A 19,749-nucleotide genomic window follows, 5' to 3' on the forward strand; every position below is an offset into this window, starting at 1 on the left:
GCAGGCAGGATCAACTGTCGGTGCCAGCTATTGTATGGACCACAAAAACATATTCAGTAAAACCATCTAAAATTCAACAATGCTATGAGTACCAGTAAAGACCCGAAAAAGCAGCTACCGCCCTATCTGTACGTCCTTTCTGTAAAGGAGGTGGAACAGTTAAGAGGCGTAACAACGTCCACCGCCCGGCGCGACTTGAAAGAAGTACGCGACAAACTCAATAGGAAATCCCGCCAGCCGGTATTTCTCACGGAATACTGCGAATATTTTGGTTATCCCCTGGAAAAAGCCTGTAAATTCCTGAACATCCGGTATGTGCAGGAGCCGCAGGAATCATATATAGACTGGGTTGAAGTACCTAATAATTCAGTAACTATAAAAAGAAAAGCATCATGAAGTTTTCAGGGCAGACAAAAACTGCCGGTATTAGCCGGCAGTTTTTCACTTAGTCCTCAACTGGCGCAAGTGTGTAGTCTGGTCAGGCGCGCAGGGTACTTGTGCCTGCCTCCAATGCCTCGTTGCCTATTACGCCGCCTATAACAAAAGGCAGGTAAGTTGATTGCTTTTCACTATCTTGGTTTCATCATCAAAGCAGTCACTGAAGCTCAAAGCCACCATATTATTCTTTTTCGTGCTGGTATACATCGGCGAATGGGCGGCTTTGCCTTTTTACATCAATCCGGAGCCGCCTGAGGTAAGCTGTTGCGCCAAAACCAAAGAAGCGGCCAACACGCCTTGCCAGAAACCTCCCAAAGATTGTAATACCACCACCTGCTGTGTCAATTGTCCGCTCTGTTATGTGATGACCGTGCCCGGCGTATCTATGCCCGGCCAATGGAACGACATTATTAAAAAGGAATATTCACTGTATTTATCTCACTACGACTTCATCTTTTTGGCTACCACCTGGAAGCCACCCAATGTGGGTTAACCATACCAACTTTTTATTCCATCTATTTACTTTCATTACAAACACTCAATATGAAAAGAATATTGTTATTGGCTACTATTGCCATGCTCATGACCAGTACTGTAACTTATGCCAACGGTGCACCCACACAGGACAAGGAAAAGTGCAAAAAGACCTGCTGCACAAAATCCTGTCCCAAGCCATGCCCGAAGGACAAATGCGAAAAGAGCAAGTCTGCTAAAAGCTAAGCCAGCAGGTTGGTAATAATAAGTAAAGCCCCGGCAACGGGGCTTTACCTTTTCAATCTATACATATACTAAATGCCTTTATGCAAGGATTGATGAGTGTTCAGTAACCAGTAACCAGCTATTCCGTCTGCCGGCGGTGCTTCAGCAACCAACTGATACTTTGATAATACGCAATGGCCTGCCGGGTGAGGGTATCATCGGCTGGGGCAGGGGTGGCATTGCCCGTGGCAAAATCGGGTGTATAGTGCGCCAGGCGGTGTACGGGCGACTGCACCACCAGCTTGCCGTTGCGCAGGTAGCCCAGCCCCTGGTAGGTGCTGATGAAAGCCCGCTCGCGGCCCGGCGGCAGGTGCAGCAGGTCCTGCCCGAAGAACTTCGACCGGTAGCGCAGGTTGAGCAGTCCAAGGATGGTGGGCGCTACGTCTATCTGCGCAGCCAGTGTATTCACTTCCTTAGGTTGTAGCAGCGCCGGCGCATAAATGAGCATGGGAATATGATAACCCGTTACAGGCAGCTCCACACTGCCCGCACTGCCCGCGCAATGGTCCGATACGATCACAAACACCGTACTGTCGAACCATTTCTTGCTGCGTGCCTCCCGCAGGAAGCGGCCAATGGCATAATCCGTATACTTTACGGCGCCTTGCCTTACCTGCCGGGCAGGTGGTATATCAATACGTCCTTCGGGATACGTATAAGGCCGGTGATTACTCACCGTCATAATATGGGTAAAGAAAGGCTTGCCGGTAGCACTGTTGGAATCCAGCACCTGCAGCGCCAGGGAAAACAGGTCCTCATCCGCCACGCCCCAGATATTCTCGTAGTGTACCTTTTCGGGCGGTATGGCCGACCGGTCAATCACCGTATAGCCATTATTGCCAAAGAAAGTCTTCATATTATCAAAATAACTGTACCCGCCATACAGGTACTGGGTGGTATACCCGTGGGAGCGCAATACGCTGCCCAGGGAAAACAGGCCCCCGTTATCGGGCCGCTTCACAATACTTTGCCCTGGCGTAGGGGGAATGGAGAGTGACAGTGCTTCGAGGCCGCGCACCGTGCGGGTACCGGAAGCATACAGGTTGTTGAAGAACAAACTGTGCGCCGCCAGCGAGTCGAGTTGCGGCGTAATATTTTCAGTACTCCCGAAAGCGCGCATAAAATCGGCGCTCAGGCTCTCCACGCTGATCAGCACCACATTCTGTTTCCTTTCCGGTTCAGCATAACTGATCTCCCGCTCAATGCTGTAAGGATCGTTGCTGGTAAAACGGCTATTGGGGGTCTGCAGTTGCTCCCGCGTGATCCGGAAGGCCGTCGTATCGGGCAGGGTGGTATAGAACTGGTAAAAATCCAGCTCATTTTGGGTAAAGGCGGTGGCAAATTCAAAAAGGCCATCGCCCGCCAGGGAATTGGCATACTCATTACGGCTGAACTGCCGCCATTTGGCCGACACCGTATAATACACCAGCAGGGGCAGGGTCATGAGTACAAGGGCCAGCAGGGAACGCCGTACAACAGGCAAGGGCTGTTGTACGCTTTGGCGTACAGGTTTCCGGAACAGGTATACCGTCAGCGCCGCTATAACAAGCAGGCCCGCCAATATCCAGCCAATGGGATAAGATTCTGCAATATTGCCCAATACTTCGGTAGTATATACCAGGTAGTCAACAGCGATAAAATTATACCGGGTGGAAAACTCCTGCCAGAAAAACCACTCGCTCACCGCATTCAGCAGCAGTAAAAAGATCACCAGGCCCAGTCCGGTATACAATACACCCGCGCGCCAGCGTTGCCGGAAAGCAGGTACAAAATACAACAATAGGTAAACGGCAAACCGCAGTACCACATAAACGATCAGGGCGGTATGCAGGGGCGGACAGAAAGCCCTTGGCACCACGTTCGTGAACAGCAACAGGGCTGTCGACCCAATGAAAAAGGCCGTTATAAATGGTAAGAGGCGCTTACGGTATATCCTGTCATTTTGCAGCCACAACTGCAGCACGAAGGGCAGGATCACAAATACGGCTACCGTACTGTCGTACAACAGGCCGATACAGAAAGCGCCTGCCGCCTGCGGAAAGGTAATGCCGGAAGCAGGAATACTTGCCAGTAACGTTATACGTGTAATGATGGAAATAACGAGAAACAAAAGGATAATGAGCCAGACAGGGAAAAACCTGCTGCGGGAGAGCATCTTAACCATATTGCATGTTTTGTGGGGGTGCAAACATGCCCAATAATTCTGTTGGAAATTTGAAGGCAAGCATGTCGCATCCCCCTAACGAAGGAATCCTGTAATTGTTGTGCAATATATTAACTTGCACTTAACAAATGGCATTCCAAATCACTTTAGAATCGGCTAATACATTTGCGCATGAAAATCCTGGTAATAGAAGACGAGACTGCGCTGGCCCAGAGTATCGTTGCCTACCTGTCGGATGAGAACTATTTGTGTGAACGGGCTGCCACAGCCAGGGAAGCAATTGATAAAATTGATGTATATGATTATGATTGCATCGTGCTGGACCTCATGCTGCCCGGTGGCGACGGCCTCAGCATATTACAGGAGATCAAGGCCCAGAACAAACAGGATGGCGTGATCATCATCTCTGCCAAAAATTCCCTGGAAGACAAGATAAAGGGCCTGCAGATCGGCGCCGACGACTACCTCACCAAGCCTTTCCACCTGTCAGAACTGGCGGCCCGCATCTATTCCATCATCCGCCGCAAGCAATTTGGCAACGTCAACATCATAGAACAATATGAGCTGAAGATAGACCTGCTGGCCAAAACAGTGCTGGTGCATGAGCGGCCTGTATCGCTTACGCGAAAAGAATTTGACCTGCTCCTGTATTTTATAAGCAATAAAAATAAAGTGATCTCCAAGAACGCATTGGCCGAGCATTTGTCGGGCGAAGTAGCCGATATGCTCGATAATTATGATTTTGTATATGTGCACATCAAGAACCTGAAAAAAAAGCTGCTGGAAGCCGGCAGCAACAATTACCTGAAAACCTTGTATGGCACCGGTTATAAATGGGAAATATGAGTAAACTGCTCAACCGCTCACTGAAAAGGTTCCTGGTCTATGCCGGGATCATACTGGCAGGCAGTATCCCTGTCTATTACCTCACCATGAGCAGGCTATGGCAATATGAGCTGGATGAGCACAACGTGATCGTAACGCCCGAAGCAGGCCGGGAAGATAGCTATCTCATCATTGTTGCGGTGACCTCCCTGACCGCCTTGTTCTTTATATTGCTCATGGGTGGTTTTATATTGCTCAACCGCCGCATCTCCCGCCGCTTATGGCAGCCCTTTTACCGCAGCCTGGAGCAGATCAGGCTGTTTGACCTGGGCGCTCAGCAAAAAGTGGTTTTTGAACCAACGGATGTAGACGAGTTCGCCGCCTTGAACCAAAGCCTGGACAAGCTGATTGCCGGCAATATTGCCGCTTATAACCAACAGCAGGAATTTGCCGACAATGCTTCCCATGAACTGCAAACGCCGCTGGCCATTATACAGTCCAAACTCGACCTGCTGCTGCAAAGCAAATCACTCACCAATGAACAATTTACCATCATTGAAGAAGCCAATAAAGCACTGGCGCGTGTAACCCGCATTAATAAGAACCTGCTGCTGCTGACCAAAATAGAGAACAGCCAGTTTATGGAGAAGGAAGCGATCTGTCTGACGGAACTACTGGAACAGGCTATTGCCGTATTCACGAGTTTCTCGGAAGACAAGCAGCTCGCCCTGCAAACCCATATAGCGCCCGGTGTACAGGTAGAAGGCAATAAAATACTGGTAGAGATAATGCTCAATAACCTCATCACAAATGCCATCCGGCATACTGCCGCCGGCGGAACGATTGATATTCACCTCACCGCCAATAACCTCTCCGTTTCCAATACCGGCGCCACGCCGCTGCAACAGGAACAACTGTTCAAACGTTTTGGCGCCACTTCGGCCCACACGCCCGGCACCGGCCTGGGCCTCGCCCTGGTAAAACAGATCGGTCACCGCTATGGCTGGCATATCACTTACGCCTTTAAAGATCACCTGCACACCTTCTCTATCGGCTTTTGATTTAGATTTCCTTCCAAATCGGGCGGTACCTATGCACAAACAGCCCCCGTATAGCATGAAAAAAGGCCGGTACACTTATCTTCTTTTATTGATCATCACTTCTGCAGCACAGGCGCAATTCTCCCAAGTAACTTTATCCGGGATGACCAGGGATGCAAAAAACAAAGCTGCTTTGTCCTTTGTCAACGTCAGGCTCCTAACGGCGAAGGATAGCAACTTTGTAGCCGGCACCATCTCCGGCGAGGATGGCCGCTTTTCCCTGCCTGATAGTAAGCCCGGCGGGTACGTACTCATGATTTCCTATGTGGGCTATCAGCCGGCAGCACAGCCAGTGACGATTGGGCAGTTAAGTGCCTACCTCCACCTCGGCAATATCGAACTGATGCCGGAAGAAAAACTATTGGGCGAGGTAACTGTTACCGGCCAGCAGGAGGCTGTATCGCAAAAGATGGATAAGAAGACATTTAAGGTGGCCGACAATATCAGCCAGGCAGGTGGCTCGGTCCTCGAAGCCATCAGGAACCTGCCGGGCATCACCACTGGCCAGGATGGCACCGTGCAATTGCGGGGCAGTGATAAAGTCATGATCCTCCTCGATGGCAAACAAACCGCCCTCACCGGTTTTGGAGGTCAGCGGGGGCTGGACAATATTCCCGCATCGGCCATTGAAAGGATCGAGCTCATCAACAATCCCTCTTCAAAATACGATGCCAATGGCCATGCGGGCATCATCAACATCATTTACAAAAAAGAGAAAAAAGAAGGCTTCAATGGCAGGGCCGCCCTGGCCGCCGGGGCAGGGGCGCTCTGGGTCAAGCGGGAGAACTATCCTGCCATCCGGCCCCAATACCAGGGCACACCCAAGATCAATCCCTCGTTGTCACTCAACTACCGTCAGCACAAACTGAACCTGTTTTTCCAGGGCGATAACCTCTATACCAAAACGCTGAATAAAAATGAATTTGCAAACCGCTTCTACGATGATGGTGATACCGTGCTGCAACAAACCAAAAGGAACAGGACCACTAATATTGTGACCCTGAAAACCGGGGCCGACTGGTTTATCAACAGCGATAATACTTTCAACATTTCCGGACTGTTCAGCAGTGAAAAGATCCTTGACCGCGGCGATGAACCCTTCTTTAACGGCGACCTCTCCAAAAGGCAACGCCTCTGGCAATTCCTCGAAGATGAATTGAAAACAACGGTCACGGCAGCAGCAGGTTGGCAACATACCTTCAGGCAGCCGGGCAGAACGTTGAACATAGGCTTCAACTATACCTTTCACCGGGAAGATGAAAAGTATTTTTTTACCAACATCATGCCGGCGTATACCGGGCTGGATTCCTTCAAGCTCCTCTCGGATGAGCACGTGGCAGACCTGACCATGGATTATGTACAACCGCTGAAACATGGCCGCTTTGAAACCGGGTTTAAATACCGCAGGCGGTACATTCCGGTGAACATGCAGTTTAAACCGGGTATTAACTCGCCGCTGGATGTCAACGCCGGTGGTTGGGCCGATTACAGCGAAACCATACCGGCCGTGTATGGCAACTATGTATTTGAAAATGCCCGCTTTGAAATAGAGGCCGGCTTGCGTGTGGAGTATGTAGGGGTGGAATATGACGTAAACCCCAACCATCCAACTTACAAAAGCGATGGCTATGACTACACACAGCCTTTCCCCAACCTGCGGCTGGCCTGGAAGATCAATGACGATAACAAACTATCGCTGTTTTATAACCGGCGGGTAGACAGGCCCAATGAAGTGGATCTCCGCATCTTTCCCAAATATGATGATGCGGAGATCATCAAAGTGGGCAATCCGGCCCTGCGTCCGCAGTTCACCAATACGGCAGAGCTGGGTTATAAAACCGGTTGGAATGCTGGTTATTTATTTGCTGCTGTTTACCACAAATGGATGAATGCCACCATCACCCGGATCGGCAGTATCGTGCCCGGCAGTACCATCATCTACAACATCTTTCAGAATGCGGGTAAAAGCTATAGTACCGGTATGGAGCTCATGGTATCACAGGACCTTGCCCAATGGGCTACGGTTAGCCTCAATCTCAATGGTTATCAAAACACCATTGACGCTTTCACCGTGGTGAACAAATACCCGGTAGAGAATACTTTTACGGCAGGTAAGGAAGACCTCTTTTCAGGTAATATTAAATTCAATGGGTTATTCCACCTGCCTGCGCAATGGGAGGCACAGCTCTTCGCTATTTACCAGGCGCCGGACCTCATACCGCAGGGAAAAACTTTTGCTCGCTTTTCCATAGATGCAGGGGTTAAAAAAGGTATTCAGCAGGGCAGGGGCGAACTGTTCGGCAACTTCACCGATCTGGCCAATACCTTACAATTAAAGAAAGAAATAAAAGGGGATGGATTCCGCTACGTCAGCAACGACTATTACGAAACGCAGGTCTTCAGAGTAGGGTATAGTTATAAGTTTTAGTGCAACAAAAAGCCCCCCAAAAGGGAGGCTGATTGTCATGAACGTATTAAACGCTCTGATGTAACTGCAACTTATTTGATTTTTAATACAGGTTTCAGTTTGTAATCGCCGGTACCTTCCTGGAAAATGGAAAGCGCGGCATCAAAATCAATAACCAGCGAATCCAGGTGGGCATTCAGCCTTTTATTCAGCTTGATCTTTAAACCCGATTCACTGCCGCTGGGAATGGTAAGCGGGTACAGCACACTGTCTATCATAATACTGTTCTGGCTGCCCAGTACAAACCGCACTTCTTTCAGGGTGCCGGTGGGTATGGTGCTTTGTGCAATGAGGGTATCAATGCCGTTTTGAAAATCGAGCAGGTTATAAATACCAGCCCTGGTGTCGAGGTTGATCCAGCCCGTAGAGTCATCCTGCAGGTTAACACGTACTTGCTGAATGTCTACATTTACTTCTGTAGCATTGTACGGATTGTCGGTAAGCCTGATCCTTAAATCGGTGGTGCTGTCATTGTCCTTATTACAGGCAACAATAGTTCCGGCTACAACAGCTACAGCCAATAAATAACGCAGTGGTTTCATAGTGTGTATTTTGATTACATGAATGAGAAAATCATGCCAGAAATCTATGTAACATTCAGTAAATCAAACGGTTAACTAAGTTAGACTGTGGCAGGTTAAAAAGGTTTAATCCCTGGAAAGATATTCTTTAACAAAATGCCTGCAGGCATGCTTTTGATAAAGATCAAACAACAGCTAGTACTACTGATTGTCAGGCTGATCGGTAAAAAACAAGGAGACCGGAATAAATAAATGATGCCTGGTTGCATTCGGTGAAAAATGATGAAATAGGTATAGCGAAATAAAAACATTTATTATATCTTGTCACCAAATCTGTAATCCATGAAAGCAATTTTACTTTCAACCCCTTCGCACCGGCCTCTGTCGCATTCTTTGTTTTTTTATAATATAACCTTCCTCCATTGTACATCAACTAGGTACGACCGTTATAGGCCGCTGGGCTGATTACGGAATTGATGATAGCTATTCATTTTGACCCGGGAACATGACAATAGCAATTGGTATGCTTCCGGTTATCATATACTAAATCCCCCTCCCCCTTATGAAGAGAATTATACAATTCTTATTGTTATCCTGCTGTGTGTGCTCCCTCGATGCCCAGATCACCACACCTGCTGTACGCGCCGGCTTTGAAGTAGATGGCGGACTGCGCGCCAATAATTTTAACGGAACGCCCAACTCCGGTACTGACGACTGGTTTAGCAATGGTGATGCCGGTAGCGGCATCTTTGTGATAGATACTATGGGGGCCGCTTATATCAACCAATTGTATATTACCAATCCTGGTACCCGGATGCTGCCTTTATTCAGGGGTATGCGTTATCCGCAGTTTGCGATCGTGAACAACCATATGCTCATTGATGCCGTGTTCATCCGAGACCACCATGGCGATGACTCTACCGTCTTTGCGTCCGGCGCCAATAAAAATGGTTTGAGCCCGGCGGATTGGACAACGCCTGTTGCCCAGGGGGTACCCAACAAGAATGATATCCTCGACATGTTCATGCATGTGCGGCGGGCTGGTGTCAACGCTGCCGATTCCCTCTGGTTATTTGGCGGTGTATCCCTCGAAGGGACCGGCGGCAACCGTTATTTCGATTTTGAAATGTACCAGACAGATATCTACTATGAGCGGGCGAGTTTAAGCTTTAAAGGATATGGCCTTGATGCAGGACATACCAGTTGGCTGTTTGATGCAGCAGGCAATGTGACCAGGGCCGGCGATATCATCTTTACTGCAGAATATAGTGGATCGGGACTTACTGCTCTCGAAGCAAGGATCTGGGTGCACAAGGATGCACGCACTACCGTAACGCCTGCGGCCTTTAGCTGGGGTAGCGAGTTTGATGGTGCTTCAGGTGGCGCTACCTATGGCTATGCCAATATTCTTCCTACGGCGGCAGGCACCTTCTATACAGGTCTTCAATGCGATAACAATACCTGGGCAGGGCCGTTCAGCCTGGTGCGGGTTGACAATAGTATTGTATCTAATTACAATGCTGAACAGTTCCTGGAATTTTCTGTCAACCTCAGTAAACTGGGGGTAGACCCGCTGGTGAATGTAGGCGATCCCTGCCTGATGCCTTTCAGGCGTATCCTTGTAAAATCAAGGAGCTCCAACGCATTCACTGCCGAACTGAAAGATTTTGTAGGCCCCTTCGATTTCTTCCGGGCGCCGATGGCGGCAGCCTCGGCCAATATCCCGGTATTTTGTGGCACAACGGGCGTCAGCACCATTAGTGTAGATAACCCGCTCGTCACTTCCTTATACACCTGGTCTACCGCCGATGGGCATATCATCGGTGATACTGTGGGGCATTCCATCAATGTTGACCAGCCCGGTACTTACATCGTGAGCCAGCAATTGATGGATAGCTGCGGTACTTCCTATGCAAAAGATACGGTAGTGGTAGCCCTCGACGCAGGCTGCACCCTCCTGGAACAAAAAGATAAAGACAATCGTCCTCCATTCAGTTATACACCACTGAAGAAAGCCGTGTTGCTCCTGCGCAATCCGGTGAAGGATCATATACAACTTTCGGTGGCCAGTCCTGTGAAAGAAGAGGCCACCATCCTGGTCGTTGATCCTTCGGGCAGTGTGCTGAAAACGGTCCGCACCAAACTGCCCAAGGGCTCTTCCCTGGTGGACATCGAATGCCCGCCCGGCTGGAAAAGCGGTACCTATTTCATCAAGACAATACTGGGTAATGAAGTATTTACGAAAAAGATGGTCCTGATCCGATAAGGAAGGGACGGCAAATAATTGATTATCTTTAAGGCAGGTTACCATTTAGCCACAGCCATGGAGATACATTTGCCCACCCAGTTATTGAGTCCCTTCATCAGGCATTTCATGATCATGGAGAGCCGGGAAGAAATGACCAACCGGATTTTCCCGGATACATCGCTGGTCATGTCGTTCAGGTACAAAGGGCAGGTGAATTTCCTCCTGAAGGATACAAAAACAGCATTGTCATCTTTTACACTCACCGGTCTGCGAAAATCAAACCGGGTGATCAATTATACAAAAGACACCGCCAATATTCTCGTTGTATTCAGGGAAGCTGCCGCCCATGCTTTTATTAAAGAGCCGCTGCATGAATTGTTTGAGGACAGTGTGCCGCTGGATAATTTCACCGGGTACCAGCATCTATCGGCCATTGGGGAACAACTGGCAGCAGCGCATAACCATACGCAAAGGATCAATATAATAGAAGCCTTCCTCCTGGAAAGATTATACAATCACCGGCCCGATGCCCTCATCACAGCGGCCCTGAAAAAGATCCGGGCAGCCAACGGCATCATCCGCATAAAAGACCTGGCCGGGGCCTTGTACATCAGCCAGGATGCTTTTGAAAAACGTTTCCGGCGGATGGTAGGTATATCTCCCAAGCAATTCGCCTACATTGTCAAAATGAGGGCTGTTGTCAACAACGTCCTGAATTTGGTTCCCGCAGCGTCCTCTGCGAGAGACGCTGCGGAGAAGATATCTCTGGCCGGGATAGCTTTTGATGCCGGCTACTTTGATCAGCCCCATTTCAATAAAGACTTCAAACTATTTACCGGACAAACACCCACGGAGTTTATGAAGAACCCAATGATCATGTGATCATTGCTTACTTCACGCTTTACCAACGTTCCATTCATGGCATAAAAAAGCCATTGCTGGTGATTGCCCCGCCCGGCAATGTCATAGATCAATGATTTTTTACAAGGAATCATTCCTGCCGGTGCAGAGCTTTGCAGTAATAAAAAACACAACACCATGAAACCGGCATTTACCGCGCTGCCCCTGTTATGGACCCTGCTGTTCACGGCGGGCCTGGCGCATGCACAATCGGCTGATAATAATAAAGTAAAAAGTAAAAAAAAGGAGTTGACTATGATGACTGTTCAAACAAACAAAGCAACGATGTTGAAGTTATTTGAGGAATCCCTCAACAGGCGAAACTTTGAATTATTGAAAGACCTGATAGCGGATGAGTATACAGGCATACGCTTAAAAGGCGCTGCCGGCTTCAGCGAACCGGTCATGCCGCTCATCAAGGCCTTTCCCGACATGCAATGGACGGTGGATGAAATGGTAGGGGAGGGGAATAAGGTCACCGTACGGTGGACAGTGCGGGGTACCCATACCGCATCCTTCAATAATTTGCCGCCAACCGGCAACAAGGTAGCCAATACCGGTATAGGCTTCTTTGAACTGAAGGACGGTAAGATCATCAGCGGATTGGTGCAAACGGACCGGCTGGGATTTTTACAGCAACTGGATGTACTGCCCGATGATGTCAATGTGATCTATGCCAATGCGATCAAGGCACTAAAATGAGTACCCGATACCCAGGTTCCACACCAGGTTCTCTCTTCGCCACTGGCTGTCGCCAAAGGAGATCTTATCAATTACCCAGCGTTCACCCGCTGGCAGCCAGGGCTTGCGCAACGGGAAAGCCACATCGAGGCGGATAATCAGGATGGTAACATCGAAGCGCAGGCCCACGCCGGCCCCGACAGCTATTTCTTTCAGGAAGTCTTTACTGAATTTGGCGCCCGGCTTATGGGGATTGTCCCTGTACAACCAGATATTACCGGCATCGACAAAAGCGGCGCCTTCCACAATACTGAACAGTTTACTGCGCAGTTCTGTATTCAGCTCCAGTTTAATATCGCCGGTCTGGTCGGGAATAGCATTCGTGGCGCTGCCATTAAAAGTACCGGGACCGATACTGCGGTTACGGAAGGCCCGGATGCTGTTGCTGCCGCCGCTAAAGAATTGTTTGATATAGGGCAGCTCGCTCGAATTGCCGTGGGGAATACTGCCGCCAATGATCAGGCGGTTGGCCCAACTGGCTGTGCTGCCTACCTGCAGATAATACCGCAGGTCGCTCTCGGCCTTGATGTACTGGGAGAACACGCCGCCGAATACACGGCCGCCGCCTTTTCCGCGGGTGGTATCTCCAAAGATCAGCCCGGCTACATTACCCGAACCGTCGAGCGTGCCACTGAAATAAATGCCCGTAGCATACTTGCTTTTATTGATGCGCGTATCGTACGTAAAATTGTACGTGCTGCCCAGGATGAACTGCTTTTCGATCGCCTTTGCCAGGGTCACATCGTTGCTCATCAATTTTTCGTATTCCGTAGTTACATTCATCGGCTGCACATAATTAATGCTGATGAAGTTGAACTGGTGTTCTTTGTACAGTGATTCCTTCCAGGCATAGCCATAGGAGGCGCGGAAGGAATTAAGCGTATATAATTTCCGTTTATTCAGCAGGTCATAGCCCAGCAGCATATTCGTCTTGGGTACAAAACCGCCGCGTGTCTTGATATTGAAAAAAGGGATCAGGAACCGCGGGAAGGTGAGCCCGCCTTCCAGGCCCAGCCGGTACACATTATAACCCTCCTGGGCGCTGCTGTACTGCACTTCGGCGCCGCCCGAAGCAGTGATGGTGAGCAGTTCACCGGCCCGGAAGGTATTGCGGTTGCGCCAGGATACCGATATATTGGTGCCCACCAGGTTATTGCTCTTTGTGGTGCCGTTGATCTCTGCGCGCAAAGACTTTTTGGGAAAGGGCGTGAGGTAATAATAGGTATTGAGCTGGGCAAAGGGACTGTTGGCTACCCGCTCAAACCGGTTCTTCACAAACTTGAACACGCCCAGGTTCACCAGGCGGTTGAGGGAGAGATTGTGGTCCTCCCGGTTATAAATATCATTGGGATTAAATTGCATGGCCTGTGAAAACAGGTAAGGTTTATACCGCCTGTTGGAGTCTACTACATAATAGCCCTGGTAAAATTGCCCATATCTCCGGGCCGTATCACTGGCCGCCTGGTTCAGCCGGTAATTGGTGTAAATAACAATATCCTTGATCGTATACATTTCCCGGGCAACTTTGGGAATACCGGGTTTGAGTTTTACATACATATTCACCCGGTGGTTACCAATCGTTGTGTCGGCTTCGATCACCAGGTATTCAGGATTGAAATAGTAAAAGCCATTGTCCTTTAAATAGGCATCAATGCGTTCCCGTTCCAGCTTAATAATCGTGAGGTCAAAAGGTGCATCCCGCTTCAGCAGGGAGAGCTTCTCTGTCTGGCGGATCGTATTGGCCAGGAAGCTGCTGTCCATTTCAAAACGTACCGTATCAATCACATATTGAAGGCCGGTCCTTACCTGGTAAGTAGCGGTGGCCTTTTTATTTTTTACCGTTGTATCGCCTCTTACGCCCGCCTGGAAAAAACCTTTATTCTCCAGGTAATTTTCCAGCACAGCGGTATTCTTGTTCAGGCTCAGGTCGCTCAGCAATACAGGCGGTTCGCCCACCTTGTTCTTGAGCCAGCCACGGATAGAAGTTTCCTTTTTGGGATTGCCGGCCAGGTTGTATACCCACAACTTAAAACGGACGCCCAATATCTTTTTATTGGGCTGCGGGCGGGTAAGGGCGCCCAGTTCTTTCCGGATGGCCTTTCTTTTTTTCGCGCCCAGGTCTTCTCCGCGCACCCTCACTGTAGCGCCCAGGTACAACGCCTCGCCATCCGGCAGCTTCCTGGTATTGCTGCAACTGGCCATCATCATTACTAAGCCGGTCAATATAAGTCCGTATATCAGTATGCGTATCAAACTAATCATGTAATGTGTCCAGATTCGTGTTCTTCTTTCTAAAATCTATGGCAAGTGGCTAGTGGTGAGTGGCCATTTACTACTCGCTTCCACTACCAGCTCCCGGTACCACAGGCGGTTTTTCTTCCTTTTCCTTCTCTTCCTGCAGTTGACGTAAGCGTTGCCGCTCCAGCCTTCTGGCCTGGCGTTTCTTCGCCGATTCAAAAATTTCCCGGAAACGGTTATAGTCAATACTGATCACAAAGCCCAGTCCTGTTTCCACCACATAGCCTTCCAGGATACCCTCGTATTCATTCTTGCGATAAGCACGCAGCAAATAGCGGCCATCCTTGCTGAGCTGGTAAGCGAGCGATACATCGCCGGCAATATTACTGCTTTGCCGGTTGGTGTTCTGCGCACCTTCCACTTCAAAACTACTGCCAACGGTAACAGTCAGCCGGTCATTCAGCAACCGTTTGGATAAAGCCACATTCACATCGGTACGGTTGGTAAACTGGCCGGTGCTGTAATCTTCCTGCGACTGCACATCGAAATTGATATCAACACCCGATACCAGTCCGGACGCCAGTTGGTTAAGCTGTTCGGTCAGTATTTTACTCACGCTCTGCCGGGCAAATCCTTCCGCGGTGAGGCTGCTGTTGCCGGTAACAAAGGGATCTTCCCGGATAAACCGGTTCAGCAGCAGCAAGGCAAATACCTGCTTGTTCATCTCCGTAGGTTGTTGCCGTATTTGCTCCAGCTTGATATTGGCATTCTCAATGATCGCTTTGTCCACTACATACGTTTTATCTTCCGGCAGCTTAATGTCAAAAGCAATAGTGGGTTTCATCAGCTCGCCGGTCATCTTCAGGTATACCTCGAAGGGAAGCCGCTGGCGATAGGTATTGCGTACAGCAGCCGTCATCTCCGGCAACTGGCTTTCTACCAGGTCAATGGGGGCAGTTTTGGCAATATACATGGCAGTGATGTCCACTTCCGCTTTTGTAGGTTCTCCCTGCCAGATGATGCGGCTGCCTTTCTGGATATCAAACTTGCGCTTCAGGAAATCGAGCGATAGTTCATAACTGCCCGACTCCAGTTCGTACGTTCCCGTCAGGGTTACCTTACCGCTGGGGTCAATACCGCCATTCAGCGCTGCTTCTCCTTTTACCCGCAGGAAATCGCCATTGCCTTCATCTATGATCAGGTTCAGCTCGGCTTCCTTGTCAATGGTGATATTTACAGAAATATCAAAGTCGCGTATGGCGGCTGTATTGAGTGAGTCCAGCGCATTCAGCCACAAAGAATCATTGGGTACTGCATCTTTGTCTACAAAACGTACAATGCCTTCCCGTTCCTGTACGCCCGGGTCATCCTGGGGCAGTACCACCGTCAGCTTCGTTTTCTCATTCACCTTCAGCGAGCCGTCCACCACCGGGTGCAGTTCGGTACCTTTAATATTAAGACGGCTGTTAAAGAATACCCTGCCATAATACAGCTCATTATCTTTCTTCGTACTGTTCAGCGCCTGGAAATTGCGGGCATTGAATACCAGGTCAAACTTATAATTGCTGAAATTGGTCGTATAGGCGGTGCCATCCAGTTCGGCGGTATTATTCGCCGAATCCCGGATCGTAAAATTATTAAACACCACGCCCTCATTGGTAATACGGATCTGTTCCTGGTCTACCTTCAGTGTGCTGCTCAGCATACGCGGTACAAAAACAGCCTTATTAAAATTCAGTTCTCCGGTGATGGAGGGTTTGTCCATCGTGCCATTGACGGCAAACTGCCCGTTCAGGGTACCCGAAGCTTTTTTAATTTGTCCCATTGAAATACCTTCGATCGTACTGAGCTGCAGTTGCCGCACCGCTACATCAAAATCAAAAGAGCTTACCTCCGCCATCTTATATACCCCTTTCATTCCTACATCATTGCCCCGGCCGGTTAATGTAATATCGGCCTCATAATTATTGGGTGTTTTATTATCTGCCAATATGTGCAGGTCGCCCAGGGTATCGCGGTTCACGCTTACATGCTTCACCGTAAGGTCGCCTGCAAAAACAGGATCTTTACTAATGTTGGCAAAGATGATATTGCCGTTCAGTTCACCATCGAACAGCAGTGAATCCCGCTGTATAAAGCTGGCCAGCGTGGCGATCCTGAACCGGGAAAAGTCAACACCCAGTGGCCGCCCGTTCTGGTCTGTGCGTGTTTGTAATGTCAGCCGCTGGTCCATAAAGCTGAGCGAGAAATTGCTGGCCGTTATATTCGTGGAATCGAACGTGATCTTATTATCATTGCTCACCTGCCAGGACTGGTAATTCAGCATCAGCGAGTCGGGCCTGAGCGAAAGGTCATACACGCCTTTGGAAGGTTGCGCTACCAATCCTTCCAGGTGGTACTTGTCTTTACCGTTCACATCTCTCGTGGCAAGGGTGAAATTGATCTTGTTATCGGCCACCGTCGTGCGCAGGGAGGTGCCATATATGGATAATGATGCTCCGTTGCGTATGCCTTCAACCGTAGCCACTGCCTGCAGCCTGCTTTCATTTGTATTGGCCGTTAACAGCAGGTTGTTGACCTCTGTGGCGCCATAGGCGATCATCGGGGCACGCAGGGTGGCATTCAATCCGCCATTACTGGTGAAATGGCCGTTGAGCATTACCGGGTCCATACGCTTCAGGTCGGGCGCAAATGCCTGTAGCAGGGGCCTGTCAACCAGCCTGGCCCGTATCCGGAAGTCATAGGGCGGGAGGGTGGTGAGCGAATCGCCTGCATTGGAAAAATACTGTTGTACCGAGCGCTGTATCACCGTGCCCAATTGTGTAAGATTGTATTGTCCCCACAACTGCGCTGTGAGCGCTTCACTGTTCAGGCGGATCACCTTGCCCGAATCGGTAAGGTTGGCTATCACCTCCAGGGTATCTGTTTCAATACGCTGTTCACCCATTAACAGCAGGTTCTTCGTTACCAATAATCGCCCCTGCAGGCTGTCAATATTGGTTACCGGGAAATCAGCGTCAATATTGCCGCGGTAAATAATAGGATCTGTGGTAAGATGCAGTGCCTGGGTCTTGATACTGTCTACGACTGCCTGCAATTTAATAGCGGGGTAAGCGCCGGCCAGGTTGCCGGAGGCATCCAGTGAAAGATGGATGGGTTCATTCTGAATACCGGCATTGACGGTGAACTGCTGTTGGGCAATGCTGCCGGCTAACCGCAGGTCGCGGTACGTATAGCCCTTGTATTCCGCTACTGCTATCAGGCCGTTCAGCGAGGCATCCATCGTTTTGGGCTGGTAGCCCCTGCCTTTCACCGTTACATCCATGGTCAGTAATCCCAGGTCGGGTTGCTTTAGCAACTGTTTCAGGTCGAATGAGCGCGTGGTCACCACCGCATCATACCGGATGTTATTGGGATCTGCGGGGTTTTGTACCGTTCCCTTAAAACTGGCGGAGCCCAGCGTGGTGTTCAGCACCAGGTCGGCCCGGAGGTTTTTTTCCGTGCCATTCAGCTTACCCGAAATATTGAACTGGGAGGGAAATGTAATATTGTCTGGTATCGTGCCGGCCGGCAGCAGCCTACGCATATCCCGGGCGCTGCTGCTGATGTCTTTGATCACCAGGTCGGCTTGCATCTTTTTCATGTCGGGCAATCCCCTGATATAGCCGGCCATCTCCACATTCGTTTGCTGCAGGCCTTTCAGGCGCAGGGAACCGATCCGCAGGTCGTTTACAGCGCCGCTTACCTGGCTATGGATATACCAGGTACCCTGCGGGTTGGCAAAAGCGGGTTGCGAACGCAGGCTGGGGGCAAACGTGAGCACATCCTTTACCTGCACCTTGCTGTTGCGCAGGTCCATCGTCACCTGCAACCGGGTAATATCTTTTTGCAAGGCGTCAAGCGAAGGATAACGTACTTCGATGCTGCGCTCCAGCCGGGTGCCGGGCGTTTCCACCAGCAGGTCGTGCAGGTAAGCGCCTTTGGCGGTATACTGGAAATCTGTTTTTAACTGCTGCAGGGTAAAGCCCGATTGTTCGGTCACCTTGCCTGCTGTAATACGGCCACGGATGGTATCGGCGCTGTAGTAAATATTGTTGGCTGCAAAATGCAGGTTGCGCAGGTCAAGATGGGAATAGTCCATACCTTGTTTGGCTTTGGGCGCATTGTCATCGTCCATCCTGAAATTATTCTCCTGCAGGTCCAGGTCGGCTACCTGCACGCGCCAGCCGCTTTCTGTTCGTGTTTTCACCTCCTGCTTCACTTCCTTCACCACTACTTTGGCCGCTTCTTTTTTGCCCAGGCGGATGGCGGCAGTGGTCCTGGTCAGCGCCAGCTTATCCAGGGCGATCAGGCGTTTATTCAGGTCAACATCTTTCGTGTTTACGGTCAGCTCACCCAGGTTCAGGTTGGCATAAACGGCAGATACATCATTGCCATAGTCGAGGGTGCAATCTTCCAGGTCAATCTCTTTAAACTGCAATTGCAGCGCGGAGGGGGCTTCAGCTTCTGCTTTGTCTACTGCTTCCGGTTCGGACGTAGCCAGTGGTTTGCGCTGGTAAATACGCGCCCGCAGGCCGCTGACTTCGGTAGCAGGGACATGGTAGATGGAATGCGTGGGATCAAAAACGGTGATGCGGGTATCCAGGTGCCCTATGTACGTCGTCACATCATTGCCAGTCACTACATCCTCATACCGGGCATTGATCTTATTCAGTATTACCCGTTTGATCTGCATCTTAAAACTACTGGTATCGGTAGAAGGGGCAGCAGGTTCCTTCGGGGCAAAAGCATCCACAATAAACTGGAAATTAAACATAGTGTCGGGCAAGGTCCTTTTGATCGAGGCCGTGATCTCCTCCAGGTTCACCTCGTTTACGACCAGTTCGTTTTTAAGCAACTTCCACAGGTTCACGTCAAACTTCATACGGCCGCCATAGAACAACGTGTCCTGCTGTTTATCTTCCAGGTAAATGCCTTCCAGTACGATCTTTTTGGGAAAACCGATGTACAGTTTGCGTACGTCTACCTTTGTTTGCAGCTTCTTTTCGAGCCAGCCCACTGCCTTGCCGCGGAGGAAATGTTGAACGGGAGGTGTTTGGATCAAGATGAGCAACAGGATCAATACGCCCAGCAATATCAGGAAGGTCTTCAATAATATCCTCCCGATCTTTTTGAGTTTAGCAGGTACAGTACGCTGTTGTTTCAAGTTGAATCCCGTATTTATTGGTGATACCATTGATCATAAAGGCTCCTGGTGCATAGTTCAAAAAGCAAGCCTTTTTCACCCTGCATCATTTTAATTACCGGATCTTTAAATTGGGGAGATCATTCTACAAATTACGGAAAGA

Annotated in this window: 13 protein-coding genes; 9 read left to right on the top strand and 4 right to left on the bottom strand. The window is 49.7% G+C overall.

Going from position 1 to position 19,749, the window contains the following annotated elements; translation table 11 throughout:
• The first annotated feature begins 84 nt into the window (after positions 1–84).
• The 3 genes from HB364_RS14845 (at position 85) to HB364_RS14855 (ending at position 1,158) form a co-directional block, all read left to right on the top strand.
• Positions 85–396 (top strand): hypothetical protein, encoded by a 312-nt coding sequence (locus HB364_RS14845; protein ID WP_167288935.1) that lies wholly within the window; start codon positions 85–87, stop codon positions 394–396.
• 178 nt (positions 397–574) lie between these two features.
• The gene (locus tag HB364_RS14850; RefSeq protein WP_167288937.1) at positions 575–931 is read left to right on the top strand and encodes a hypothetical protein; all 357 of its coding nucleotides are present in this window, start codon (positions 575–577) and stop codon (positions 929–931) included.
• Between the two features lie 50 nt (positions 932–981).
• Positions 982–1,158 carry a hypothetical protein gene (locus HB364_RS14855; protein WP_167288939.1) on the top strand — a complete coding sequence of 59 codons (177 nt, stop codon included), beginning with the start codon at positions 982–984 and terminating at the stop codon, positions 1,156–1,158.
• Positions 1,159–1,276: 118 nt separating this feature from the next.
• Here HB364_RS14855 and HB364_RS14860 read toward each other — a convergent pair whose 3' ends face one another.
• Positions 1,277–3,361 (bottom strand): LTA synthase family protein, encoded by a 2,085-nt coding sequence (locus HB364_RS14860; RefSeq protein ID WP_167288941.1) that lies wholly within the window; start codon positions 3,359–3,361, stop codon positions 1,277–1,279.
• A 171-nt stretch (positions 3,362–3,532) separates the two neighbouring features.
• Between HB364_RS14860 and HB364_RS14865 the strand changes: the two genes are divergently transcribed.
• Genes HB364_RS14865 through HB364_RS14875 form a run of 3 tightly spaced genes read left to right on the top strand, consistent with a single transcriptional unit; the run spans position 3,533 to position 7,714 of the window.
• The gene (locus HB364_RS14865) at positions 3,533–4,207 is read left to right on the top strand and encodes a response regulator transcription factor (protein WP_167288943.1); all 675 of its coding nucleotides are present in this window, start codon (positions 3,533–3,535) and stop codon (positions 4,205–4,207) included.
• The gene (locus HB364_RS14870) at positions 4,204–5,247 is read left to right on the top strand and encodes a sensor histidine kinase (RefSeq protein ID WP_167288945.1); all 1,044 of its coding nucleotides are present in this window, start codon (positions 4,204–4,206) and stop codon (positions 5,245–5,247) included. The genes HB364_RS14865 and HB364_RS14870 overlap by 4 nt, the downstream gene beginning before the upstream one ends.
• A gap of 55 nt (positions 5,248–5,302) precedes the next feature.
• Positions 5,303–7,714 (top strand): outer membrane beta-barrel family protein, encoded by a 2,412-nt coding sequence (locus HB364_RS14875; RefSeq protein WP_167288947.1) that lies wholly within the window; start codon positions 5,303–5,305, stop codon positions 7,712–7,714.
• Between the two features lie 71 nt (positions 7,715–7,785).
• Here the strand turns inward: HB364_RS14875 and HB364_RS14880 are convergent, their stop codons facing one another.
• Positions 7,786–8,295, bottom strand: coding sequence for a DUF4382 domain-containing protein (locus HB364_RS14880; RefSeq protein WP_167288949.1), 510 nt, complete (start codon positions 8,293–8,295; stop codon positions 7,786–7,788).
• A gap of 541 nt (positions 8,296–8,836) precedes the next feature.
• Between HB364_RS14880 and HB364_RS14885 the strand changes: the two genes are divergently transcribed.
• From HB364_RS14885 to HB364_RS14895, 3 genes are all read left to right on the top strand, one after another.
• Positions 8,837–10,540, top strand: coding sequence for a T9SS type A sorting domain-containing protein (locus HB364_RS14885; protein ID WP_167288951.1), 1,704 nt, complete (start codon positions 8,837–8,839; stop codon positions 10,538–10,540).
• A gap of 57 nt (positions 10,541–10,597) precedes the next feature.
• Positions 10,598–11,404 (top strand): helix-turn-helix transcriptional regulator, encoded by an 807-nt coding sequence (locus tag HB364_RS14890; protein ID WP_167288953.1) that lies wholly within the window; start codon positions 10,598–10,600, stop codon positions 11,402–11,404.
• 156 nt (positions 11,405–11,560) lie between these two features.
• Positions 11,561–12,124, top strand: coding sequence for an ester cyclase (locus tag HB364_RS14895; RefSeq protein ID WP_167288955.1), 564 nt, complete (start codon positions 11,561–11,563; stop codon positions 12,122–12,124).
• Here HB364_RS14895 and tamL read toward each other — a convergent pair.
• Positions 12,116–14,416, bottom strand: coding sequence for a translocation and assembly module lipoprotein TamL (gene tamL / locus HB364_RS14900; protein ID WP_246228494.1), 2,301 nt, complete (start codon positions 14,414–14,416; stop codon positions 12,116–12,118). The genes HB364_RS14895 and tamL overlap by 9 nt on opposite strands.
• Before the next feature lie 79 nt (positions 14,417–14,495).
• On the bottom strand, positions 14,496–19,607 hold the full coding sequence (locus HB364_RS14905) for a translocation/assembly module TamB domain-containing protein (protein ID WP_167288959.1): 5,112 nt from the start codon (positions 19,605–19,607) through the stop codon (positions 14,496–14,498).
• Positions 19,608–19,749 lie beyond the last annotated feature (142 nt).

The organism is Paraflavitalea devenefica (assembly GCF_011759375.1).
GTDB lineage: Bacteria > Bacteroidota > Bacteroidia > Chitinophagales > Chitinophagaceae > Paraflavitalea > Paraflavitalea devenefica.